We start from the raw sequence: 18,978 nt of genomic DNA, 5'->3' as shown, positions 1-18,978 counted from the left end.
GAGACAGACAGAACAACAGGTGAGGAGAAGCATTTCCATGGAAAAGAGCGTGGTAATAGGTGAACTGGCATGGCCGGAATACGCGCGCCGCGTGAAAGAGCAGGCGCAGCCCATTCTGGTTCCCATCGGTGCGCTGGAGCAGCACGGGCCGCATATGTCGATGAACCCTGACGTGCTGCTGCCAAGTGCCATTGCGGTTGCAGTAGGGCGGCAAATCGGGGCGCTGGTGGCTCCTGCCATTGCGTACGGCTACAAGTCCCAGCAGAAGAGCGGCGGCGGCAACCATCTGTGTGGCACGACGAGTCTGGACGGCCACACGCTTTCGTTGACGGTGAAAGACGTCCTCAAGGAGTTTGCCCGACACGGGGCGCAGAAGATCTGCCTCGTGAATGGACATTTCGAGAATTCGATGTTCGCCGTCGAAGGGGTTGATCTGGCCATTCGCGAGTTGCGCTGGGAGGGCATTCACGACTTTCAGGTGGTGATGCTGTCTTACTGGGATTTCGTCACCGAAGAAACGATCGCCCGGATCTATCCGGAAGGTTTCCCCGGCTGGGCAGTCGAGCATGGCGGTGTGCTGGAGACGTCGTTGATGCTGCACCTGCATCCACATCTGGTCGACATGTCGTGCGTACCGACGCATGGGGCGGCGAGCTTTGAGCCTTACGACGTGTTTCCGCCGATTCCGGAGTGGACGCCCTCTTCCGGCTGCCTGTCATCGGCTGCGGACGCGTCGGCGGAAAAGGGTGCGTTGCTGTTCGATGTCTGTGTAGAAGGCATCTCGCGTGCACTTCGCGAAGCCTACGATGCGCGCGCGAAAGCGTCGCACGCCTGAAGCATCCATCTGGGGAACACAATGGGAAACTACGATAGCCGTAACCCGCATGCCGAGGTCGAAGCCGACAAGGCGTGGAGCATCGAACAGCACGCCATTGATCCGATTCCTTTAAAGGATCGGCATGGTACACCGGCCGAGCTGTTCAAGATGTGGATCGGTGCAAACACCAACTACGTGGTGGTTGTGACTGGCGCGCTGGCGCTCTCTCAGGGATTGTCATTGTGGCAGGCGCTGGGGGCGATTCTGGTCGGTAACCTGCTCGGCTGCTTCGTGCTAGGCCTGACAACGATCATGGGACCGCGTACGGGCACCTCCGGCATCATGACCTCGCGCAGTTCGTTCGGGCAGTTGGGTTCGTTCCTGCCGAAGGCGGTTAGCCTCGTTTCCGCACTCAGTTGGTTTTCGATTAACTCAGTGGTAGCCACCCAGGCGCTCGAAACGTTGCTGAAAATGGGCGGCTTTAAAAGCCATGGGGTGGTCTGGGTTTCGCTAGCCATCATTCTGGCCGCGGAAATACTGTTGGCGATCTTTGGACACGCGACCATCATTGCCGCAGAGAAATGGATTGCGGTCGTGCTGGCTATCCTGTTCGGTGGGCTGGCGGCATTCGTGTTGCCGCATACCAGCTTTGCGATGGCGTCGGCGATCAACCATGGCGGGGGATCCATTAGTACGTGGCTGATCGCGATGGGCATCATCTTTTCCTATCCGATTGGCTGGGCAAACTTTGCCTCCGACTACAGTCGCTATTTCCCTGCTGAAACCAGCTGGAAGAAAATCGTGCTGGCGGCCGGCGGTGGACAGTTCGTCGCGCTGATGTTCTGTGAAGTGATCGGCGTGCTGTTTGCGACCGCACTGGGTGGTTCGCTCGGGGATGACCCGGTCAGTCAACTTGGCCGATTTTTGCCGACGTGGTTCATCGTTCCGCTGTTGTTTTCGATTATTCTCGGCGGTATAGCGGCGAATGTGCCCAACGGCTACACGGCTGGACTCGGTTTGCTTGCGTTGCGCATTCCAATCAACCGGATTACGTCGCTGACCATCATTGCGCTTTTCACGCTCTGTTTCCGTGTGGTGACGGTGTTCTACGGACAATTCTTCGACATGTACCAGGTGTTCCTGAACTACATGGTCTTCTGGACTGCACCATGGGCCGCTATCGTGATCGTCGACTACTTCATGCGCCGGGGCCGGTATCAGGCGGATGCCTGGATGAAGTGGGGCAGCGGTGCGTACTGGTACGACGCAGGCGTCTTCTGGCCGGGTGTCATCGCGCTGCTGGTCGGCATCGTAGCGTCGCTCCTGTTCTCCAATTCGCCGACCTACGTCAGCCCGTTGATGCGCGACTACCTCGGCTGGGGCGATCTTAGCTTTGAGTTCGGCCTATTCTCCGCGGGCCTGACGTACTTCACGATGGCCCGGCGTAGCTCGTACTTCCGAGCCTGGAAGGACGCCGTCGCACAAGTGGCGAGTTGAACTCCGCACAATCTGGTTCTCCTGGACTACCCGCGTCAAACCTCGACAAGATAGAGTCGTCGTTGGGAAGCGCGGGTATTTTTTGACGCATCTGTTGATTTCGTCAACCGCTGCAAATTCATTGAGCCAATATGTATAAACGGTCCCTATTCGCGGTCACGCTTTTCTGCGCCTTTACAGTTTCGGCGCACGCACAAAGCAGCGTGGCCCTCTACGGTCTTATCGATACCGGCCTGATCTACACAAACAATCAACTCGGGCATAGCAACTGGCAGGAAGTAACCAGCTCGACACAGAACACGGTGTTTGGCCTCAAAGGAACAGAAGATCTGGGCGGTGGCTTTCGCGCGCTGATCAAACTTGAGCAATCGTTTCTTTTGAATAACGGCGCTCAGGCTTTTGCAGGTAGCGCGTTCGGTTCTCAGGCATGGGTCGGCCTGCAAAGCGATCCGTACGGCACCCTGACGTTTGGTCGCCAGTTTGACGTGATGAACGACCTCGTCGGACCGCTCACGGCCGGATACAACACGTGGGGTGGCAGTATCGCCGCACATCCGTTTGAAAATGACAACCTCGCCGCCAACTCGGTCGTAATCAACAACTCGGTCAAGTACGCGAGCCCGACGTACCACGGCGTCACGTTCGAAACGATGTATTCGTTCAGCAACAAGACAGGCGACTTTGCGAATAACCGCTCGTACGGTTTCGGCCTGTCGTATGCCGAGGGGCCGCTGAATCTCGCCGCAGGCTACCTGCAATTGAACAACGCGGGTAACGGCACCGGTGCCGTGACTACCAGCGATACGAGCGCAAACTTTATCGCCTCGCGTCAGCGTATCTGGTCGCTTGGCGGCAACTACACGTTCGGGCCGGCCACGGTTGGGCTGGTCTGGAGTCACACGCAGATCGACAACGCGGCGGGCGTCTTCTCGTTCGGCACGGGCAGCTACCTCGGCGCCAACGATGCCTCCGCCGGATCCCTCGCCGGTTCGCTGCGCCTCGACAACTACGAAGTGAACGCGAAGTACGCGCTCACGGAGGCGTTGAGCGTATCGGGCGCGTACACGTATACGCATGGTGCCTACAACGGCTCTTCGCCGGGATGGAACACGGCCATGTTGCAGACCGACTACTCGATCAGCAAGCGCACAGACTTCTATCTCGAAGGTGTGTATCAGAACGTGCATGGCGCGCCAGCGGACTCCGTGCTGTCGCATGCAATGATCAACACGATGTCGCCGTCCGCGACGAACACGCAAGCGGCGGTTACGGTAGGCATGCGTCACGCGTTCTGAGCGCCCGCTGTTAAACGACCAGCGGTAACGTATGCCTGGGCCTTGCCAGGCATACGCCCGTTTCGACCCCCTCAAAGCCTCGGGCCGCCCTCGCTATTGCGCCGCTCGCGGATCGGCGGACTTCACTGGAAATGATTGCGTGCTGGAGGTAGGATGCCAGGAATCCGTCGACCGAAGCGTTTGTGGGCGAGGTAGCCTGCAGGCGAGCCGGGTCGTTGCTGACCAGAACCCGCCTATGCCAACTCGCCCTATCAAGCTCGAAGAGCGTCACGCTGACGGACTTCATGACCTCAGCGTCAGAAAATATGGATTTCTGCTGCTCGACAATTTCTCGTTGATCGCACTGGGTGCCGCGGTCGATCCCTTGCGGATCGCCAACATGATCATCGGGCGCCGTGTCTACGACTATCAACTCATCAGCGCGGGAGGAGAGTGTGTTCAATCGAGCGACGGCATCCGGGTACTGCCCGACGCAACGATCCGGGACCCCGGCTCGTTCGACGCCGTATTCGTAGTCGGCCCCAATCCGATTCCACGCAAGGGGATCGGCGCAGTGCTGGATTGGCTACGGCTGCATGCGCGCAGCGGCACCGCGCTGGGCGGTCTCGACACTGGCAGTTACTTTCTCGCCCGTGCCGGTTTGCTAAACGGCTATCGGTGCACGATTCACTGGGAAGATCAGGACGTGCTGATGGGCCAGTTTCCAAAGCTCATCGTCTCCAATCGCCTCTACGAAGTGGATCGGGACCGCTACACGTGCAGTGGCGGTGTCGCGCCGCTGGACCTGATGGTGCATCTGCTCGGCATGCCACCCGGCAGCCGCTCGCTTGCCGCACGCGTGCTCGAATTGCTCGTAGCAGAACGACGCAGTCACGAGCAACAGCAGCGGACATCGCTTCGCCAATACATGGGCGCGGAACATACGAAACTCGACGAGGCTTTGCAGATCATGGAGAGCAATGTCGAGGAAGCGCTCTCGGTCGCGGAGGTAGCTTCGTATCTGGGCGTCTCACAGCGCCAGCTTGAGCGCTGGTTCAACGATCGGACAGGTAAGACGCCGGCTCAGGCCTATCTTGAGATTCGCCTGCTCCGCGCCCGCCAGTTGCTATACCGGACGGGCAAGCCGCTCGAAGAGGTCTGTTCACGAACAGGCTTCACATCAATGACGCACTTCGCGACGCGTTACAAAGCACAGTTCAAGATTTCGCCCATGGCGGACCGTCGGCGATACCAGAGCGCATTGTAAGGCAGCACTCAGCGCACAGCTTCCTTGCTCCAACCCACGCGCACGATCGCCGCGTGCGGAGGCGCGCGCTCGTTGAACAAGCCAGTCCGACAGCAAAACGACCTCACGGTGGTAAACCCTCAATGTCGAAATTAAGGATCATCGTGTCGTTTTGGAAAACTTTCTAAATCACCGAACTTCTACTATTCGCTCACACCTACTGGCGTTTTTCACCAAGGAGCGAGCGCATGAAACTGGAAAATCTGATTCGGATCGAGAACGGCGAAAAGGTGAAGCACACCTTCTCGGACGCGGAGTACGCGAACCGCCACGGCAAGCTGCGCGCATTGATGTCCAACGAGAATGTCGATGCCGTGCTGTTCACGTCGTATCACAACATCAACTATTACGCGGACTTCCTGTACTGTTCGTTCGGCCGTAAGTACGGGCTCGTCGTGACGCCGGACAAGGTGGTGTCGATCTCGGCGAACATCGATGGCGGCCAGCCGTGGCGTCGCACGGTCGGCGACTACAACGTGGTCTACACCGACTGGCAGCGCGACAATTTTTTCCGTGCGGTACAGCAGGAAATCGACAACAAGGGACGTGTGGGCATTGAATTCGACCATGTACCCGTGGACGTTCTGGCCAAGCTGAAGGCCGCACTGCCTGCTGTGGAATTTGTCGACATCAGCGCGCAGACGATGCGCATGCGCATGATCAAGTCCGCCGAGGAAATCGACGTCATCAGGCATGGCGCCAATGTGTGCGACGTTGGCGGTGCGGCCCTCGCGGCAGCGGTGCTCGAAGGCGTACCCGAACACGAGGTGGCGCTGACCTCCACCCAGGCGATGGTGCGCGAGATTGCGAAACGTTTCCCCGATTCCGAACTGATGGACACGTGGACGTGGTTCCAGTCAGGGATCAACACGGACGGTGCTCACAATCCGGTCACCACGCGCAAGGTGCAGAAGGGCGACATCCTGAGCCTGAACTGCTTCTCGATGATTGCGGGCTACTACACGGCACTTGAGCGCACGATGTTCTTTGATCACTGTTCCGACGAGCACCTTCGTTTGTGGAAGGTCAACGTCGAAGTGCATGAAGCGGGGCTGAAACTGATCAAGCCGGGGGCACGCTGTAGTGACATCGCCCACGAACTGAACAAGATTTACGCGGAGTACAACCTGCTGCAGTACCGCACGTTCGGCTACGGCCACTCGTTCGGCGTGCTGTCGCATTACTACGGCCGCGAAGCGGGGCTTGAACTGCGCGAAGACATCGACACGGTGCTCGAACCAAACATGGTGATCTCGATGGAGCCGATGATCATGCTGCCGCAAGGGCTGCCCGGTGCGGGCGGCTACCGTGAGCACGACATCCTGGTGGTGGGCGAGAAAGATGCCACCAACATCACCGGATTCAGGTACGGCCCAGAGCACAACATCATCAAGGCCTGACACGGTTTCGTTCGAATCACCCTGCGGCTACGGCCGCAGGCACCTCAGGATGTTGCAGGAGACGTTTCGATGTTTTCCAAAGAACAAACCATTGCCGGGTTCGATCCGGAACTCTCCGACGCGATGCGCCTCGAGCGCCAGCGCCAGGAAGACCACATCGAGCTGATCGCATCAGAAAACTACACCAGCCCGCGGGTGCTCGAAGCGCAGGGCTCGGTGCTCACTAACAAATACGCCGAAGGTTACCCAGGCAAGCGCTACTACGGTGGCTGCGAGCATGTCGACGTGGTGGAGTCGCTGGCCATTGCACGTGCGAAGCAGCTCTTTGGCGCAGATTATGCGAACGTCCAGCCGCATAGTGGCTCGCAGGCCAACGCCGCAGTCTACCTGGCCTTGCTGACGCCGGGCGACACGATTATCGGCATGAGCCTCGCGCACGGCGGCCACCTGACGCATGGCGCGAAGGTGTCGTTTTCCGGCAAGCTCTATAACGCGGTTCAGTATGGCGTCGATACGCACACCGGTCTGATCGATTACGACGAAGTCGAGCGTCTCGCCGTCGAACACAAGCCCAAAATGATCGTGGCAGGATTTTCGGCCTACTCGCGCGTGCTGGACTTTGCACGCTTCCGTCAGATCGCGGACCTCGTCGGCGCATACCTGTTCGTCGACATGGCGCACGTCGCCGGACTCGTCGCGGCCGGCCTGTATCCAAATCCGCTGCCGTTCGCGGACATCGTCACGACGACGACGCACAAAACATTGCGCGGCCCGCGCGGTGGTTTGATTCTGGCGAAGGCCAACCAGGAAATTGAAAAGAAGCTCAATTCGATGGTCTTTCCAGGTACGCAGGGCGGCCCGTTGATGCACGTCATCGCGGCGAAGGCAGTCGCGTTCAGGGAAGCGCTCGGCTCCGACTTTGTCGAGTACCAGAAACAGACGCTGGCGAATGCGCGCGCAATGGTCTCGGTATTCGTTGAGCGTGGCTACGACGTAGTGTCCGGCGGCACGGACGATCACCTGTTTCTTGTCGACCTGGTCGCGAAGGGGATTACCGGTAAGGACGCGGACGCGGCTTTGGGCCGTGCGCACATCACTGTGAACAAGAATGCAGTGCCGAATGATCCGCAATCACCGTTCGTGACCAGCGGGATTCGCATCGGCACACCGGCCATCACGACGCGCGGATTCAGGGAAGCCGATGCCGTGTTGACCGCCGCGCTCATCTGCGACGTGCTGGACAACCTGGGCGATGCCCAGGTCGAGGGGCGCGTGCGCGAACAGGTGGCGAAACTGTGTGCGCGCCTGCCGGTATACGCTGGACTTTAACGAGAAAGCCATGAACGTCAGCACATTCGATCTCTTCAAGATCGGCATTGGGCCCTCGAGCTCTCACACCGTCGGGCCGATGATCGCGGCTTGCCGGTTCGCTACCCGCATGCGCGACGCCGGAAAGCTGAGCGACGTGAGTGCGATCCGGGCGGACCTGTACGGCTCGCTCGGCGCCACCGGAAAGGGACACGGTACCGACAAGGCTGTGCTACTTGGGCTCGAAGGGAATCTCCCCGATGCGATTGATCCCGACTACGTGGAAACCCGGCTGGCTCATATTCGTTCAACGAAGTCGATCGAAGCCGCCGGAGTCCATCGGATCGCCTTCGACGAGAGGACGCAGATGGTGTTCCTGCGCCGCGAGGTGCTGCCGTTCCACTCCAATGGGATGCGCTTCACCGCGTTCGACGCAAACGGCAAGGTGGTCGACGAGCAGGCCTATTACTCGGTTGGGGGCGGCTTTGTTGTTGACGATGCAGGGGAACGCCTCAACGGTCAGGAAGGTGTCACGCAGGTTCCTTATCCGTTCAGGACGGGCGTCGACCTGTTGCGCATGTGCGGGGAGAGCGGCCTGTCTATCGCGGGGGTGATGCTCGCCAACGAAGCAACCTGGCGCACGCCTGAAGCAGTGCGGCAAGGGTTGCTGAAGATCAGGGACGTGATGTCGGCGGCGATCGCACGCGGCTGCTCGATGGAAGGGCACCTGCCGGGACCCATGAAGGTCAGGCGTCGAGCGGCCGAACTCTTTCAACAGTTGAAAGCCCAGTCGGAAGAAAGCCTGCGCGATCCGCTGTCGATGATCGACTGGATCAATCTGTATGCGATGGCCGTGAACGAGGAGAACGCCGCCGGCGGGCGCATCGTGACCGCGCCGACCAACGGTGCGGCGGGGATCATCCCGGCGGTATTGCAGTACTACATGAAGTTCGTCCCAGGTTCGAGCGACGACGGCGTCGTAACCTTCCTGCTGACGGCCGCTGCCATCGGCCTGCTCTACAAGGAGAATGCATCGATCTCCGGCGCGGAAGTCGGTTGCCAGGGCGAAGTCGGCGTGGCGTGTTCGATGGCCGCTGCGGCGCTTGCAGCCGTGATGGGTGGCTCGCCTGAACAGGTCGAAAATGCCGCCGAAATCGGCATGGAACACAACCTTGGCATGACCTGCGATCCGGTTGGCGGCCTCGTTCAGATTCCGTGCATCGAGCGTAACGCGATGGGCGCAGTCAAGGCCGTAAACGCCGCCCGCATGGCACTGCGCGGCAACGGCAAGCACTACGTGTCGCTGGATAAGGTCATCAAGACGATGCGTGAGACAGGCGCCGACATGAAGACCAAGTACAAGGAAACCTCGCGCGGGGGCCTCGCGGTCAACGTGATCGAGTGTTGAGGAGACAGATGATGAACCGGTATTCGATATTCAGTTTGTTGCGCAACGGGTTGTCGTATCACGAGAACTGGGAGCGCGCATGGAAGAGCCCCGAGCCGAAGAAGGAGTACGACGTGGTGATCGTCGGCGGCGGCGGCCACGGTCTCGCGACTGCGTACTACCTCGCGAAGGAACTCGGCGTGCGTAACATTGCGGTCCTTGAAAAGGGCTGGATCGGCGGCGGCAATACCGCGCGGAATACAACGATCGTGCGCTCGAACTATCTGTGGGACGAGTCGGCCGCGCTGTACGAAAAAGCCCTGCAGTTGTGGGAAGGCCTGTCGCAGGACATCAACTACAACGTGATGTTCAGTCAGCGCGGTGTGATGAATCTCGCCCATACGCTGCAGGACGTTCGCGACACCGAGCGTCGCGTGAATGCAAACCGGCTCAATGGTGTCGATGCAGAATTCCTCACACCCGAGCAGATCAAGAAGATCGTGCCGGTGATCAACCTGCACAGCCGCTATCCGGTGCTGGGTGCCTCATTCCAGCGCCGTGCCGGGGTGGCACGGCACGATGCGGTCGCCTGGGGCTATGCGCGCGGTGCGGACCAGCATGGTGTCGACATTCTGCAGAACTGTGGCGTGACCGGCATCCGCCGCGCCAATGGCGCAGTGGTCGGCGTCGATACCGTCAAAGGATTCATCAAGGCGAAGAAAGTCGCGGTGGTCGCGGCCGGCAACAGCAGCGTGCTCGCCGAGATGGCGGGGATCCGCCTGCCGCTTGAAAGCCATCCGCTGCAGGCCCTCGTCTCGGAGCCGATCAAGCCGATCGTCAATACGGTGATCATGTCCAACGCAGTGCATGCGTATATCAGTCAATCCGACAAGGGCGATCTGGTGATCGGAGCCGGTGTGGACCAGTACACCGGATATGGCCAACGCGGCAGCTTCCACACCATCGAGGGCACGCTGCAGGCCATCGTCGAAATGTTTCCGGTGTTCTCGCGCGTGCGGATGAACCGGCAGTGGGGTGGCATCGTCGACGTGTCGCCGGATGCATGCCCGATCGTCAGCAAGACAGACGTGAAAGGACTGTACTTCAACTGCGGCTGGGGCACGGGTGGCTTCAAGGCCACACCGGGCTCCGGGTGGGCCTTCGCACACACCATCGCCAACGATGCGCCGCATCTGCTGAATGCGCCGTTCTCGCTGGACCGGTTCTACACCGGCCATCTGATCGACGAACACGGCGCGGCAGCGGTCGCGCACTAATCAGGGAGAGATCCATGTTGCTCATTCAATGTCCCTGGTGCGGACCGCGCGCCGAATCCGAATTCTCGTACGGCGGTGAAGCTGACATCACTCGGCCGCTTGACACGGAAAACCGCACTGACCGGGAGTGGGGCGACTACCTGTTCATGCGCAAGAACACGCGCGGGTTGCACCGCGAGCAGTGGAACCATGCGCAGGGATGCCGACGCTGGTTCAATGCCGACCGAGACACCGTGACGTACGCATTCAAGTCAGTCAGCAAGATCGGCAATGCGAAAGAAGGAGAACCAGCATGACCCAGCAGAACCGTTTGCCATCGGGCGGGCGCATCAATCGCGCTATTCCGCTGACTTTTACCTTCAACGGGCGGACCTATCAGGGCTTTCAGGGCGACACTCTGGCGTCCGCGCTGCTTGCCAACGACGTACATTTCGTCGCACGCAGTTTCAAGTATCACCGGCCGCGCGGCATCGTGACCGCGGGCGTCGAGGAGCCGAATGCGCTGGTACAGCTGGAGCGCGGCGCGCATACCGTTCCGAACGCGCGTGCAACGGAGGTCGAGCTTTACCAGGGGCTCGGCGCGACAAGCGTCAACGCTGAGCCGAGTCTCGAGCACGATCGCATGGCGATCAACGAGAAGTTTGCACGCTTCATGCCGGCTGGCTTCTACTACAAGACTTTCATGTGGCCGCGCAGCTTCTGGCCGAAATACGAGGAACGCATTCGCCATGCCGCGGGTCTGGGCAAGTCGCCGGAGGTGAACGATCCGAGCCGCTACGACAAGCGCTTTGCGCATTGTGACGTGCTGATCGTCGGTGCGGGTCCAGCGGGGCTGGCTGCGGCACGAACGGCAGGCGCGAGTGGGGCGCGGGTCATTCTGGTTGACGACCAGCCCGAACTGGGCGGAAGTCTGCTGTCGGGCACAGAAAAGATTGACGGCAAGCCCGCGGGCGACTGGGTACGCGCGATCGAGGCCGAGCTTTCGTCAATGCCGGACGTGACAGTCCTGAGCCGTAGTACTGCGTTCGGCTATCAGGACCACAACCTCGTCACAGTCACACAACGTCTGACCGACCATTTGCCCGTTTCAACGCGCAGCGGCACGCGCGAGCGGTTGTGGAAGATCCGCGCGAAGAAGGTGATCCTGGCGACCGGTGCCCATGAACGACCGCTGGTCTTCGGCAACAACGACCTGCCCGGCATCATGCTGGCGTCGGCAATCTCGACGTACATTAACCGGTATGGTCTGCTGCCAGGCCGGCGTGCGGTGATCTTCACAAACAACGACGAAGGGTATCGCGCCGCACTCGATCTCAAGATACACGGGACAGACGTGACGGTTGTGGATCCTCGCGGCGCTAGCGCGGGGGCACTGCCGCAACAGGCGGCGCGCAGTGGGATCGCTATCGTCAACAACGCCGTTGTGATTGACGCAGGTGGCAAGGAACGCGTACGCAACGTCACCGTTGCCCGCTATGCACAGGGGCGCGTGGGTCAACGCATCGCGACCCTCGGCTGTGACCTGGTGGGCATGTCGGGCGGCTGGAATCCCGTGCTGCACCTTTTTGCGCAGTCGGGCGGCAAGGCACTCTGGAACGACGACAAGGCATGCTTCATTCCGGGCGCAGGCGTCCAGGAAGAATGCAGCATCGGCGCCGCGCGAGGCGCGTTCCAGCTGCCGGAGACGCTCGATGATGGCGTCAAGGCTGGTCGATGGGCTGCCCAGTTCACGGGCTTGCCGGATCCTGCTGTGCATCAGTGGCAGGCGAAGGCCTCGAATGAACAACCGCTGTTGCCGCTCTGGCTGGTTGCGAACCTGGATAAAGCATCGCGCGGTCCCAAGCGGTTCGTTGATTTCCAGAACGACGTGTCAGCATCTGACATCCTGCTCGCCGCACGCGAGGGCTATCACTCCGTCGAGCACGTCAAACGCTACACGGCGATGGGTTTCGGCACTGATCAGGGCAAGCTTGGCAACATCAACGGGATGGCGATCCTCGCCCAGGCACTGGGCAAGACGATTCCCGAGACGGGTACCACGACGTTCCGGCCAAACTACACACCGGTGACGTTCGGCACGATCGCGGGGCGTGAACTGGGCGACTTTCTCGATCCGGTTCGCAAGACCTGCATCCATCCGTGGCACGAAGCACACGGCGCGCAATTCGAAGACGTCGGCAACTGGAAGCGGCCGTGGTACTACCCAAAAAACCGCGAGGACCTGCACGCGGCGGTCGCGCGCGAGTGCCTCGCGGTACGCAACAGCGTCGGCATTCTGGATGCGTCGACGCTCGGCAAGATCGACATTCAGGGCCCGGATGCAGCGACGCTGCTCAACTGGCTGTACACGAATCCATGGAGCAAGCTGGAAGTCGGTAAGTGCCGCTACGGACTGATGCTCGACGAGAACGGCATGGTCTTCGATGATGGTGTGACAGTGCGCCTCGGCGAACAGCACTACATGATGACCACAACCACGGGTGGCGCTGCGCGTGTGCTGAACTGGATGGAGCGGTGGCTGCAGACGGAATGGCCGCATCTGAACGTGCACCTGAACTCCGTGACAGATCACTGGGCGACTTTCGCGGTGGTCGGGCCGAACAGCCGTAAGGTGTTGCAGAAGGTGTGTAAGGACATCGACTTCGCAAACGCGGCATTCCCGTTCATGACGTATCGCAACGGCACCGTTGCCAGCGCCTCCGCACGGGTCATGCGAATCAGCTTCTCGGGCGAGCTGGCGTACGAAGTCAACGTGCCTGCGAACTTCGGGCGTGGTGTGTGGGAAGCGCTGATGAGCGCGGGACGGGAGTTCGATATCACGCCTTATGGCACCGAAACCATGCACGTTCTGCGTGCAGAGAAGGGCTACATCATCGTCGGCCAGGACACGGACGGATCGGTCACGCCGTTTGATCTCGGCATGGGTGGCATGGTCGCTAAGAAGGACTGCCTCGGCAAGCGCTCGCTGTCGCGCTCGGATACACAGGGTGCGGGACGCAAGCAGCTCGTTGGACTGAAGCCGGTGGACCCCCGCGTCACGCTGACCGAAGGCGCACAGATCGTAACCAAACCTGCGACACAGGGCGTCACGCCAATGCTCGGCCATGTAACGTCGAGCTATATGAGTCCGATCCTGAAGCGGTCGATTGCGCTGGCGGTCGTCAAAGGCGGCCTCGACAGGATGGGGCAACGCGTCTTTGTGTCGATGTCCGCCACACGCTGTGTCGAGGCTGAGGTGTGCAGTCCTGTTTTTTACGATCCGGAAGGGGTACGTCAGCATGTTGAATGATCTGGTTCAGGAGTCGCCGCTCGTCGGTATCGAAGCGCGGATTGCCACTGCATCGGGTGGCTTAACTAAGCGCTTTCGGTTCACCGAGCGGCCGTTCGTGACGCTTCTCACACTGCGCGGCAACGGTACTGCGTTTGATGTGGCCGTGCAGCGCATGCTTGGCGTCCCATTGCCGAAGCAGTCCGGTGGTCGCGTGACGGCAGGTGAACGGGCAGTCTGGTGGATGGGGCCGGACGAGTGGCTGATCCAGTCTACCCAGGATATGGCGGCTGAGCTCGAACACGCCTTGCGCGAAGCGCTTGACGGACAACACTACGCGGTCGTCGACGTCAGTAGCGGTTACACGGTATTCGACATTTCGGGTACCCATGCGCGAGAGGTGCTGGCAAGCGGCTGCCCGCTCGATCTGCATCGACGCGTGTTCGCAGACGGGCGATGCGCCACCTCGCACTTCTTCAAGGCAGGCATCACGCTGTGCCGTGACGGGGATGACCGTTTCCAGGTCATCGTGCGGCGCAGCTTTGCCGAATACTGCTGTCTGATGCTGCTCGATGCGGCACAGCCGTATCTTGCATAGCACGCGCGCCGGCTGGTCCACGTCATAGAAAGGAGGTCGTTCGATGAAACATCCGGAAGCAGGGCCGACGGTCGAATGGGATGTCGTGATCGATCAGTTGCGCGCACAGACGCGCGTCGGGATCCACAATCACGAACGCGTAGCCCAGCCTGTGGTGATTGATGCGGTACTGCGTTGTCGAAGTCAGGCGCTACCGGAGGAGATCGGTGAGTGCCTCGACTACGACGCGTTCTGCCGGATGCTGTGCGCGTACCTCGACGCGCAGACACACACGGACCTGGTCGAGCAACTCGCCGCCGATCTGCTGGCGTTGGCGTTTGACCGCTACGCCATGCTCGAAGACGCGATGCTCACGCTCTACAAGCCGCACGCGGTGCGCTCGGCGGCGCAGGTGGGTGTGCGCCTGCGCTGGAGTCGTCACGACTATCTGCGCCGGCGTGTCCGTTTGCCGGCTGCACACCTCGCCGAAGCCACGCACGCCTGACACATGCCACATACGGAGTCCCCATGACTGAAACCACTACGAAGCAGAAGGATCGGGCGCCACAGTTCGCGCTGACCGTCACCTGTACCAGCGCACCGGGGCAGGTCGCTGCGCTGGTGCGATTTCTCGATGATCGCGGATGCTATATCGACGAGTTCGGTGTATTCGACGATGAATTCACTGCCCGTTTCTTCGTGCGATGCATTTTTCATGCGGCATCGATGCAGCAACTGGACATTGCGTCGTTGCGTGAGGAATTCGCGAATGTCGCTAGCCAGTTCGACATGGTGTGGACGATCCACGACATGTCAGTGAAACCCAAAGTGCTGATCATGGTGTCGAAGCTCGACCATTGCCTGGCTGACCTGCTTTTCCGCTGGCGCATGGACGAACTGAAGATGGACATCGTCGGGGTGGCTTCGAATCATCCGGATCTCGAACCTGTTGCGGCCGCGAACGGCATCGCGTTCCACCATCTACCGCTGACGGCCGACACCAAGCCACAACAGGAGGCGCAGGTACTGGGCCTGGTAGAGCGGACCGGTGCTGAACTTGTCGTCCTCGCACGTTACATGCAGGTGCTGTCCGCCGGTCTGAGCGCATCCCTCGCCGGGCGCGCAATCAACATTCACCACTCGTTCCTGCCCGGATTCAAGGGCGCGAAGCCTTATCACCAGGCGCATGCACGCGGGGTGAAGCTGATCGGTGCGACGGCGCATTTCGTGACCGATGATCTTGACGAGGGGCCGATCATCGAACAGGTCGTGGAACGCGTCACCCACGCGTACGGCCCCGACCGGCTGCTCGCGACCGGACGTGATATGGAGTGTCTCGCGCTGGCGCGCGCCGTCAAGCTTTTTATCGAGTATCGAATTTTTATCAACGGTAACCGAACCGTCGTACTTCAGTAGGAACACGCCGGTGAAGCGGGCGAAAGAGCCGCAGCCGAAAACGCAGCAATCTCACGATTCATGTTTGGAGACAACAAATGAGTAACAGGAAAGCGGTTTCAGGCCGGCCAGCGACAGCTGGCGTCATCTCACAGGTCGGCATGCCACCCCCGTACACTTCGGGCAATGGTCAGGCCGCCCCGATGCCAGACGGGCGTCTGCTTAAGCGCGCCGCGATGGCCAGTTTCATCGGAAATTTCGTCGAGTGGTTCGATTACGCGTCCTATGGCTATCTCGCGACCATCATTGCGGTTGTATTTTTCCCCAAGACTGACGCTGCGACGGGACTGCTTGCAGCCTATGCCGTATTTGCGATCTCGTTTATCGTGCGGCCCATCGGGGGCATCGTCTGGGGGCACTTCGGCGACAAGATCGGGCGCCGGACAGCGCTGTCGTTGTCGATCCTGATCATGTCGGCTTCGACCTTCGTGATCGCTTTCCTGCCAACCTATGCACAGGTTGGCGTCATGGCACCGATTCTTTTGCTGCTGGTTCGACTTATCCAGGGGTTCTCGGCCTCCGGTGAGTATGCTGGGGCATCGGCATTCCTCGCCGAATACGCGCCGGAGGGCAAGCGGGGTGTCTATACCAGCATTGTGCCGGCCAGCACGGCTGCGGGTCTGCTGTTTGGCTCGATCTTCGTCGCGGTGCTGCATGCCGTGCTCACCTCCGAGCAGATCCAGTCGTTCGGGTGGCGGCTGCCGTTCCTGCTCGCCGCGCCGTTTGGGCTGATTGGCCGCTATATCCGGGTGCGCCTCGAAGATACGCCGAAGTTCAAGGCGCTTGAGATGTCCCACCACGTCGCACGCGCGCCGGTCACGGAATTGCTGACTGTGCATCGCGGCAAGATGCTCATCGCGTTCGGGGTCACGTGCCTGAACGCGGTGGCGTTCTATCTGGTGCTGAGCTATATGCCGACATACCTGTCGACCGAGATGGGGATGGGCGAAACGCAATCCTTTATTGCAGCCACCATCTCTCTTGCGGCTTATATCGGCTTCATCTTCATCATGGGGGCGCTGTCGGACCGCGTCGGTCGCAAGACGATGCTGATCGGTGCTTCGATCCTGTTTGCCCTATTGACGGTACCGCTTTTCAAGGGACTCGTCGGTGCCAGCTTCATGACGATCGTGCTGATCCAGATCGCGTTTGGCGCGCTGCTGACGATGAACGACGGCACGCTGCCCTGCTTCCTGTCAGAGATTTTTCCGACGCGTGTGCGCTACAGCGGCTTCGCGTTCAGCTTCAATGCGGCGAATGCGCTGTTCGGCGGTACGGCGCCGTTCGTTGCGACGTGGTTGATCCATGCGACCGGCAGCAAGCTGGCCCCGGCTTGGTATATGGTCGGCGCGGCAGGCGTCGCTCTGATAGCCATGCTCGCGAGTCGTGAGACATCGCGCGGGCCGCTCGCCGACTGAATGCCATCGGACTGAAGTCAGGCTCCGCTTGTCTCGATCGGTCCTGCTCGAGCGGATCGAAGCGAGCGGGTCTGTCGTGTCGCAGGAGCCAGTGCGCCGGCGTACGGTCGAGCTCATTGGCGCGATCCGTGAACTCAGGTCCGCGAGCGCGTAACCAGTTCGCAGCGTTACCAAACACGCTTTTAATCGCGTCGTGCACGGCTGAGCGCGACATGTAGCGGCTCTTTCCCCTGAACGGGATGACCAGCGGCGTGTCGTCGGTGCGAGCCGGAAGCGGCGGGAGACCGTTCGCCTTCCGGTAGCGGGCCAGCTCGGCGATCAGTTCGGGCGACGCGGGGACGATCCGTTCCCGGTCACCCTTGCCGAGGATGTCAAGCCACCACTGCTCGCGCCCGTCCGCGCCGAGCCGGCGCGAGAAGTCGCCCATTTTCCCGGCGGCGACCTCGGAGAGGCGCATGCCATGCAGGTGGAAGAGGGTGGTCAGCCACCGGAAGCGGGCGGAGTACGCCTGCTGCTGTTGGTGTTCACAGTTGCCGGGAGTGGACGAAAAGTGGGGGAGTCTTCGTTCAGCGTCCAACGACCTCGGGCGATCTGAAGTGCGGGTATCGGTTTCGAAAGCAGCTTTCCAGTCTTCCATCGAGCAGCTCAACGCGGGTCTGTAGTAGATAATGAGCCCCCTTCATGGACCAACGCATTTGTTGCCGCTTTGAGAGACGACGGTTGATCAAGTGATTCATTACGGACTCTGCTGACGCCGACGACACACGGCGCCCTTCCATTCTGGCGCGTTGATAGTCGACAAGATCCTTTCTGTTGTGCTCGAGGAATGTGAGCAGACGGACGGTTGCACGATAAGCAGTACCTGAGGTGAGTCGATAGAAAAAAGGCAGTTCTTCTGCAGCGATTGCCAAAGAGGCGGCCAGCGTGCGGAGCATTTCGATTGCCGTCTCACCCCGACCGCGCCATAGCGCGTCGCGCACTCTGCCAAGAAGGCGCTCTGATCGCTGCATGATTTCAGGTCGCTTAGAGAAATAGTTGTACGCACAAATTGAAGATCGTACAGCCCGCAGCTTCATGCTGACGTGGAACCAGTCAAGAATCCTGGGCGATACACGAGGAGCTATTGATGTCGCCAGCGAGCGCATTCCGCGAGCACCATCCGAGATCACGTCGATCATGGTTGATGGAACCCAACCACATTGATCGAGTGCGCCCGCCACAAGAACCCGGGTCAAGCTCGGACGCTGCAAAGCAGACACAAATCTTCGCGCCATTTGGCCATCGCGCTCGACCCTGCCTGCGATGACTTCGAATTTGCGAACTTCCTGAAACTGGTTCGCGCTCAATACCGTTCCATCGATCGCGATCCGCAGGTGGCTGGCGCTGTTGCGCTTTCGTGCGCCAGCTAGCCATCCGATCCGGAACTGTTCGTTTTCGACATATTCGCCGCACTGAACGGTATCTTTGCGGACTGTAGTGTGTGATAGCGTCGGCAGTCCCGCCAGGTCGGCGACGGAACGTGCGGCCTCGCGATAGGAAACGGAGGCACCGTGTTTCGCGCAAAGGTACGATAGCTCCGGCGTGCGTCGCGTAGGCAGCAGAGGCTCAATGGAACACTCTGAAAACCGCAGACTGATAGATTCCCCGTTGTCATCGTACGGTTCAGGCGTGCACAAGCAGGAGACGACTCGCGGCACCTTAACCTGCACTCTGCCATGTGCAGTCGAAAAAATCCGGGAACGCCAGTCCTTGATACGCCGATACCTGCCGCATTCCCGGCAGTTCCGACGAAGCTTATCGTAGGCGTTAATCTGGTCTTGCGTGACGAGTTGTTGCAGCGTAGCCAGTAGTTGACGACCTTCGGCAAGAGACAATCCGAAATCGGCAGGGGTAGCGCCATTCACTGGGCGCTTAACGGAACAAACCGGGACCGTCTCGTCCGTTCCCTGTCGTTGCAGAAGAATCTTCCAGCGCAGTTCCATTGCCGTCTCCCC

15 protein-coding genes are annotated in these 18,978 nt (G+C 60.3%); 14 read left to right on the top strand and 1 reads right to left on the bottom strand.

The window, feature by feature from the left end; all coding sequences use genetic code 11:
* Positions 1-37 precede the first annotated feature (37 nt).
* The 14 genes from M0D64_RS07590 (at position 38) to M0D64_RS07525 (ending at position 16,984) form a co-directional block, all read left to right on the top strand.
* Entirely contained in the window at positions 38-835 is a 798-nt protein-coding gene (locus tag M0D64_RS07590) for a creatininase (RefSeq protein ID WP_266257195.1), read from the top strand.
* Between the two features lie 21 nt (positions 836-856).
* Positions 857-2,314 carry a cytosine permease gene (locus M0D64_RS07585; protein ID WP_266257194.1) on the top strand — a complete coding sequence of 486 codons (1,458 nt, stop codon included), beginning with the start codon at positions 857-859 and terminating at the stop codon, positions 2,312-2,314.
* Between the two features lie 131 nt (positions 2,315-2,445).
* Complete coding sequence (locus M0D64_RS07580; RefSeq protein ID WP_266257193.1) at positions 2,446-3,609, top strand: porin; 1,164 nt, start codon at positions 2,446-2,448, stop codon at positions 3,607-3,609.
* Positions 3,610-3,844: 235 nt separating this feature from the next.
* A complete protein-coding gene (locus tag M0D64_RS07575) occupies positions 3,845-4,855 on the top strand; it encodes a GlxA family transcriptional regulator (RefSeq protein WP_266257192.1) in 1,011 nt (336 codons plus the stop codon).
* Positions 4,856-5,082: 227 nt separating this feature from the next.
* Complete coding sequence (locus M0D64_RS07570; RefSeq protein ID WP_266257191.1) at positions 5,083-6,294, top strand: M24 family metallopeptidase; 1,212 nt, start codon at positions 5,083-5,085, stop codon at positions 6,292-6,294.
* A 69-nt stretch (positions 6,295-6,363) separates the two neighbouring features.
* A complete protein-coding gene (gene glyA / locus M0D64_RS07565; RefSeq protein ID WP_266257190.1) occupies positions 6,364-7,623 on the top strand; it encodes a serine hydroxymethyltransferase in 1,260 nt (419 codons plus the stop codon).
* 10 nt (positions 7,624-7,633) lie between these two features.
* The gene (locus tag M0D64_RS07560; protein ID WP_266257189.1) at positions 7,634-9,010 is read left to right on the top strand and encodes an L-serine ammonia-lyase; all 1,377 of its coding nucleotides are present in this window, start codon (positions 7,634-7,636) and stop codon (positions 9,008-9,010) included.
* Between the two features lie 11 nt (positions 9,011-9,021).
* Entirely contained in the window at positions 9,022-10,266 is a 1,245-nt protein-coding gene (locus tag M0D64_RS07555; protein WP_266257238.1) for a sarcosine oxidase subunit beta family protein, read from the top strand.
* Between the two features lie 14 nt (positions 10,267-10,280).
* The gene (locus M0D64_RS07550; protein WP_266257188.1) at positions 10,281-10,562 is read left to right on the top strand and encodes a sarcosine oxidase subunit delta; all 282 of its coding nucleotides are present in this window, start codon (positions 10,281-10,283) and stop codon (positions 10,560-10,562) included.
* Positions 10,559-13,555, top strand: a complete 2,997-nt coding sequence (locus M0D64_RS07545; protein WP_266257187.1) for a sarcosine oxidase subunit alpha family protein — start codon at positions 10,559-10,561, stop codon at positions 13,553-13,555. Before M0D64_RS07550 ends, M0D64_RS07545 begins: the two co-directional genes overlap by 4 nt.
* Complete coding sequence (locus M0D64_RS07540; RefSeq protein WP_266257186.1) at positions 13,545-14,132, top strand: sarcosine oxidase subunit gamma; 588 nt, start codon at positions 13,545-13,547, stop codon at positions 14,130-14,132. The genes M0D64_RS07545 and M0D64_RS07540 overlap by 11 nt, the downstream gene beginning before the upstream one ends.
* Positions 14,133-14,175: 43 nt before the next feature.
* Positions 14,176-14,616: a dihydroneopterin aldolase gene (locus M0D64_RS07535; protein ID WP_266257185.1), complete on the top strand. Its 441-nt coding sequence runs from the start codon at positions 14,176-14,178 to the stop codon at positions 14,614-14,616.
* 23 nt (positions 14,617-14,639) lie between these two features.
* Positions 14,640-15,527, top strand: a complete 888-nt coding sequence (gene purU / locus M0D64_RS07530) for a formyltetrahydrofolate deformylase (protein WP_266257184.1) — start codon at positions 14,640-14,642, stop codon at positions 15,525-15,527.
* A gap of 77 nt (positions 15,528-15,604) precedes the next feature.
* Complete coding sequence (locus tag M0D64_RS07525; protein ID WP_266257183.1) at positions 15,605-16,984, top strand: MFS transporter; 1,380 nt, start codon at positions 15,605-15,607, stop codon at positions 16,982-16,984.
* 566 nt (positions 16,985-17,550) lie between these two features.
* Here M0D64_RS07525 and M0D64_RS07520 read toward each other — a convergent pair.
* On the bottom strand, positions 17,551-18,966 hold the full coding sequence (locus M0D64_RS07520) for an ISKra4 family transposase (RefSeq protein WP_266257182.1): 1,416 nt from the start codon (positions 18,964-18,966) through the stop codon (positions 17,551-17,553).
* Between the last annotated feature and the right edge of the window lie 12 nt (positions 18,967-18,978).

This window comes from Paraburkholderia sp. WS6 (assembly GCF_030464835.1).
Taxonomy (GTDB): Bacteria; Pseudomonadota; Gammaproteobacteria; order Burkholderiales; family Burkholderiaceae; genus Paraburkholderia; species Paraburkholderia madseniana.
This window is presented reverse-complemented; position numbering and strand designations above follow the sequence as displayed.

What these genes read in the sequence shown, in the direction of transcription:
- M0D64_RS07590 (WP_266257195.1), top strand. Translation starts at nt 38, where the DNA reads ATGGAAAAGAGCGTGGTAATAGGTGAACTGGCATGGCCGGAATACGCG.
- M0D64_RS07585 (WP_266257194.1), top strand. Translation starts at nt 857, where the DNA reads ATGGGAAACTACGATAGCCGTAACCCGCATGCCGAGGTCGAAGCCGAC.
- M0D64_RS07580 (WP_266257193.1), top strand. Translation starts at nt 2,446, where the DNA reads ATGTATAAACGGTCCCTATTCGCGGTCACGCTTTTCTGCGCCTTTACA.
- M0D64_RS07575 (WP_266257192.1), top strand. Translation starts at nt 3,845, where the DNA reads ATGCCAACTCGCCCTATCAAGCTCGAAGAGCGTCACGCTGACGGACTT.
- M0D64_RS07570 (WP_266257191.1), top strand. Translation starts at nt 5,083, where the DNA reads ATGAAACTGGAAAATCTGATTCGGATCGAGAACGGCGAAAAGGTGAAG.
- glyA (WP_266257190.1), top strand. Translation starts at nt 6,364, where the DNA reads ATGTTTTCCAAAGAACAAACCATTGCCGGGTTCGATCCGGAACTCTCC.
- M0D64_RS07560 (WP_266257189.1), top strand. Translation starts at nt 7,634, where the DNA reads ATGAACGTCAGCACATTCGATCTCTTCAAGATCGGCATTGGGCCCTCG.
- M0D64_RS07555 (WP_266257238.1), top strand. Translation starts at nt 9,022, where the DNA reads ATGAACCGGTATTCGATATTCAGTTTGTTGCGCAACGGGTTGTCGTAT.
- M0D64_RS07550 (WP_266257188.1), top strand. Translation starts at nt 10,281, where the DNA reads ATGTTGCTCATTCAATGTCCCTGGTGCGGACCGCGCGCCGAATCCGAA.
- M0D64_RS07545 (WP_266257187.1), top strand. Translation starts at nt 10,559, where the DNA reads ATGACCCAGCAGAACCGTTTGCCATCGGGCGGGCGCATCAATCGCGCT.
- M0D64_RS07540 (WP_266257186.1), top strand. Translation starts at nt 13,545, where the DNA reads ATGTTGAATGATCTGGTTCAGGAGTCGCCGCTCGTCGGTATCGAAGCG.
- M0D64_RS07535 (WP_266257185.1), top strand. Translation starts at nt 14,176, where the DNA reads ATGAAACATCCGGAAGCAGGGCCGACGGTCGAATGGGATGTCGTGATC.
- purU (WP_266257184.1), top strand. Translation starts at nt 14,640, where the DNA reads ATGACTGAAACCACTACGAAGCAGAAGGATCGGGCGCCACAGTTCGCG.
- M0D64_RS07525 (WP_266257183.1), top strand. Translation starts at nt 15,605, where the DNA reads ATGAGTAACAGGAAAGCGGTTTCAGGCCGGCCAGCGACAGCTGGCGTC.
- M0D64_RS07520 (WP_266257182.1), bottom strand. Translation starts at nt 18,966, where the DNA reads ATGGAACTGCGCTGGAAGATTCTTCTGCAACGACAGGGAACGGACGAG.